This window comes from Reyranella sp. (genome assembly GCF_044224635.1).
Classification (GTDB): domain Bacteria; phylum Pseudomonadota; class Alphaproteobacteria; order Reyranellales; family Reyranellaceae; genus Reyranella.
The window spans coordinates 1-4,890 of sequence record NZ_JBGAKA010000099.1 but is presented as its reverse complement, the minus strand read 5'-3'; the positions used below and the strand labels follow the sequence as shown (position 1 = coordinate 4,890).

The 4,890-nt window shown below is 68.3% G+C and carries 3 protein-coding genes; 2 read left to right on the top strand and 1 reads right to left on the bottom strand.

Features of this window, described 5'->3' with window-relative positions; all coding sequences use genetic code 11:
- Positions 1-334 precede the first annotated feature (334 nt).
- Positions 335-1,999 carry a hypothetical protein gene (locus tag ACILR9_RS38345; protein WP_395715269.1) on the top strand — a complete coding sequence of 555 codons (1,665 nt, stop codon included), beginning with the start codon at positions 335-337 and terminating at the stop codon, positions 1,997-1,999.
- 87 nt (positions 2,000-2,086) lie between these two features.
- On the opposite strand, the gene ACILR9_RS38340 is transcribed toward ACILR9_RS38345, so the two are convergent.
- Complete coding sequence (locus ACILR9_RS38340; protein ID WP_395715268.1) at positions 2,087-2,980, bottom strand: DMT family transporter; 894 nt, start codon at positions 2,978-2,980, stop codon at positions 2,087-2,089.
- A 167-nt stretch (positions 2,981-3,147) separates the two neighbouring features.
- On the opposite strand from ACILR9_RS38340, the gene ACILR9_RS38335 reads away from it, so the two are divergent.
- Complete coding sequence (locus ACILR9_RS38335) at positions 3,148-4,845, top strand: amidohydrolase family protein (RefSeq protein ID WP_395715267.1); 1,698 nt, start codon at positions 3,148-3,150, stop codon at positions 4,843-4,845.
- Positions 4,846-4,890: the final 45 nt, after the last annotated feature.

The window sequence follows — 4,890 nt, the reverse complement described above, 5'->3', positions numbered from 1 at the left end:
GCTCAGTCGGCACATCGCAGTTCGACATCAATGTGGGTCCCGATCTGAGCCAACCATTCCCGCCAGCGCGTCCGGGCCATGCGGCACCCAGGTCTCGTTCGGCGACTGCCTCAGAGCTTCAGAGCGACTGTCGGTGATCGGGAATGCGGTGGGTCGGAAGGTGCCAGTTGCTGCGGAGGAGAATGAGCATGTCGCCGCACCCGGACCGGATTGGGGGCGGTTCCTGTCGAAGCTCCGGCTGACCGGATTGACGCCGCGCAAATCCCGGCTAGCGTGGGCAGACGCTGGCGATGTGACGTTGCCGGCGACTGCGCAGCATCAAGGAGGATGGATCATGCGCGAGCCTTCGGCTGTGGCCGATGGGGAGCCGGTCGGCGAGGAAACGCCTGGCCAGAAATCGAGCGACCGCGTCGACGAATTGCGCGAGGTGATCCGGGACGCTCTCGGATGCCTGCGCGAGCTCGGCGTCGCGACGGAGGGGCAGGGCCGATCGGGCGCCATCGCCCCCCTTGGTTCCCGGCAAGTGAGCCAGCTTCTGGCCGTGGCCGAGACCGTCCAGCTGTTCCGCACGTCCGACGGCATCGCCTACGCCGATCTCGAGATCGACGGTCATCGCGAGACCTGGGCGGTACGGGACCGCGGCTTCCGGCGCTGGCTGACGCAGCGCGTGCTCGCATCGGGGGCCGGCATGCCCCCATCGAAGGCCTTGCGCGACGTGCTCGACCTGCTCGAGGTGCGGGCGCTGTCGGCCGGCCCGGTCCGCGAGGTCGGGGTCCGTCTCGGCGGGCTGGGCGGCAGGATCTACCTCGATCTTGGCAACGCAGCATGGCGAGCCATCGAGATCGATGCGAACGGCTGGCACATTGTCGACCGGCCGCCGCTGCGCTTTCGCCGGCCGGCCGGCGCGCGACCGCTGCCGCCGCCGGAGCGCGGCGGGAGCATCACGACCCTGCGCTCGTTTCTCAATCTCTCCACCGAAGACGACCTGGCAATGATCGTCGCCTGGCTGCTCGCCGCGCTCTGCGACCGCGGGCCCTACCCGGTGCTGGTGCTGGGTGGCGAGGCGGGTGCCGGCAAATCGACCTTCATGGCGATGATGCAGGCGCTGATCGACCCGAGCTCCGCACGGCTGCGCTCGCTGCCTGCCGGCGAGCCGGCGCTGATCGCCGCCGCGCACGACTCGCATGTCCTCGCGTTCGACAACCTGTCGTCGCTGCCGGGCTGGTTCTCGGACGCGCTGTGCCGGATGGTGAGCGGCGGCGGGTTCACGGTGCGGCGCGACGGCGGCACCGCTGCGGGGGTGCTGGCCGGGGTCGCGCGGCCGGTGATGTTGAACGGCATCGCGGAACTCATCACGCGCCCCGACCTCGCCGATCGCGCCCTGTTCGTGACCCTGAATGGCATCCGGGCGGACAAGCGTCGAACCGAAGCCGAGCTGTGGGACGATTTCGAAGCGAAGCGGCCGCGCCTGCTCGGCGCCCTGCTCGATGCCGTGGCCACGGGCCTGGCTCGCCTGCCGCAGACCACGGTGAGGGAAGCGCCGCGCATGGCCGACCTCGCGCGCTGGGTCGAAGCCTGCGAACCAGCGCTGTTCGTCCCGGGCGCGTTCAAGGCGCTGTACGCGATCAACCGCGAGGGCGCGGCGCGCGATGCAATCGAGAGCGACCCGTTCGTCATCGGTGTGCATGAGTTCGTATGCCGCCAGGGGCGATGGGCCGGATCGGCGACCCAACTCCACGATGAGGTGGCGGAGATCATGGGCGCGCGCGTCCGGGATCAGGCCTGGCCGGGCAATGCGCGCGTCCTCGCCAGCCGGCTGCGTCAAGGGGCGGCCTTTCTCCGTCGTTGCGGCATCGACGTCGCCTTCGGCCGCGTCGGCGCTCACGGCAAGAGGGTGATCTGGCTGTTCGTCATGCCGGGGAGCGAGGCTGACGCAAGACGGCCGGCTGACGCAACGCCGCGTTCGACCGCTTCCCTTGCGTCAGTCGCAAGCGATTGATTCCAAAGGATGCTGACGCAACTGACGCAACGGACGCAAGATCTGGCCGTGACGGTCTCGAACGGAGATGCTCTCGAAAGTCTGGCCTCAAGCCCGGGACGACCCATTCCGCCGGTCGTGATGCCACGTATAGAGCGAGCTCGCGACGATGATGGCGGTGCCGAGGATCGTCCATTCGTCGGGGAAGTCGCCGAACACGACGAGGCCGAGGATCGTCACCCAGACCAGCGCGGTGTAACTGTACGGCTGCACCGCGCCGGCCTCGGCAACGGCGAAGGCGCGGATCAGGCTGTAGCTCGCCAGGGCGTTGAGCAGCGCGATGGCGATCAGCAGCGTCCAGCCTATGGCGCTGGGCCATTGCCACTGCCAGGGGCCGACGAGGGTCGTGGCGGCAAGCCCGGCGAACGCTGTCCAGACGAAGGTCGTGTCGGCCGAATCCGTCCGCGTGCAGACCCGGACGAGCACCTGGTAGGCCGCCCACATCACGGCGCCGACGATGGGCAACAGCATCGGCCAGTCGAAGCTGCGCAGGCCGGGCCGCACGATCAGCAGCATGCCGAGGAAGCCCACCACCACGGCGAGCCAGCGGGCAGGCCCGGCGCGTTCGCCCAGGAAGGCGACGCCGAACATGATCACGATGAGAGGCGAGGTCGAGGCGAGGGCATGGGTGTCGGCCAGCGGCAGGTAGGCGAGCGCCAGCACGAACACCGCGCTCTCGACCAGGATGAGAATCGAGCGGCCGCCCTGCAGCCACGGCCGCCGCGTGCGCGCCATCGCCCGCAGTCCCTTGCGGCGCACGAGCAGCCAGGCAAAGACGCAGAACACGCCGTAACGGATCCACATCATCTGGCCGATCGAGTAGTCGGCCACGACCCATTTGCTCATCGCATCCATGATGGCGAAGCCCAGCATGGCGAGGACCGTGTAGAGCGCGCCGAGCGAGGTGTTGTTGCGAGAGCGTGCCGCCTCGGCGGCGGTCATTCCGCCGCGGCCCTGCGGTCGGCCGGCGGGCGGAACGCCGGGATCACGCGTTCGGCGAACAATCTGAGGCTGTGCATTGCGCGATCCTAAGGGGCCTGCCATGCACTGGCCAGCCGTGACGGGGCGGTCCATCGAGCGTACGCTTGCGAAGCGGATGGAGGGCTGACATGGCATTCGACCTCGTCGTCAGGAACGGCATGATCGTCGACGGTTCCGGATTGCCGCGCTTTCGCGGCGACATCGGCGTCAAGGACGGCAGGATCGTCGAGATCGGCCGCATCAACGGAGCAGCGACCAGGGAGACGATGGACGCCGAGGGCAGGGTGGTCGCCCCGGGCTTCGTCGACGGCCACACCCACATGGATGCGCAGATCTTCTGGGATCCGATCGGCACCAGCTCGTGCTTCCAGGGCGTGACCAGCGTGGTCATGGGCAACTGCGGCTTCACCCTGGCGCCGTGCCGCGAGTCGGAGGCCGACCTGGTCATCCGCAACCTCGAGCGCGCCGAGGACATCAGCCGCGCCGCCATGAAGGCCGGCATCAAGTGGCGCTGGGAGACCTTCCCCGAGTTCCTCGATGTCCTGGAGTCGCTGCCCAAGGGCATCAACTACGCGGGCTACATGGGCCACTGCGCGTTGCGCACCTACGTGATGGGCGAGCGCGCCTTCACCGACGTGGCGACCGAGGACGACCTCAAGGCGATGGTGCATCACACCCGGGAATCGATCGCCGCGGGTGCGCATGGCTTCTCGACGACGCGCAGCGCCAGCCACGAGACGTCCGACGACAGGCCGGTGGCGAGCCGTCTTGCGACCTGGGAGGAGTTCGAGACACTCGTCAAGGCGATGGGCGCCGGCATGGTGGAGATCGCCGGCGAGCCGCGCGGCGCCGACGGCCACAAGGCGCGCAAGTACTACGAGGACATGAGCAGGCTTGCGATCGAGAGCGGGCGGCCGTTCACCTTCGGCCTGTTCAGCCGCCGCACCAACCCGGGCTCCTGGCGCACCACCTTCGACATCATCGAGCGCACCTGCCGCCAGGGCGGCCGCATGTTCGCGCAGGTGCACAGCCGGGCGCTGAATGTGCTGCTCTCGTTCGAGACCCAGCTGCCGTTCGACAAGTGGGACATGTGGCGCGACATGCGCAAGCTCCCGCTGGCCGAGCAGAAGAAGTGGCTGCTCGACGCCGACAAGCGCCGCCAGCTGGTCGAGATCGCGTCCAAGCCCTACGAAGGGCCGCAGGTTCGCGGCGCCGAGGCGCGCCCGCCGGAATGGGACTGGATCTTCCCGATGACCGACATGAAGGGCCGCGACAAGTCGATGGCCGATCTGGCGCGCCAGAAGAACACCCATCCGGTCGAGCTGATGATCGACATGGCGCTCGAGCGCGACATGAAGTTCTTCATGATCCAGCCGATCGCCAACGAGAACCAGGTCGAGGCGCTGGAGCTCATGAAGCATCCGCGCTCGGTCGTGACCTTCTCCGATTCGGGAGCGCACGTCTCGCAGATCATGGACAGCTCGCTGCAAACCCACCTGCTGAGCCACTGGGTGCGCGAGAAGCAGGCCTTCACGCTGGAAGAGGCGGTGAAGATGATCACCTGCGACACCGCCACCCAGTTCGGCTTCCACGACCGTGGCCTGCTGCGCGAGGGCATGGCGGCCGACATCGTGGTGTTCGATGCCGACACGATCGGTGCGCGCATGCCCGAGGTGGTCAACGACCTGCCGGCCGGCGCCAAGCGGCTGCGGCAGAAGTGCGACGGCATGCACGCCACCATCGTCAACGGCCAGGTCCTGCTGCGCGACAACGAGCCGACCGGCAACCTGCCCGGCAGGCTGCTGCGGCGGAAGGTCAGCTCATAATCTTCCGGACCGCGGGCGTCTCGCTCGCTCATGCATCTGAGCGAG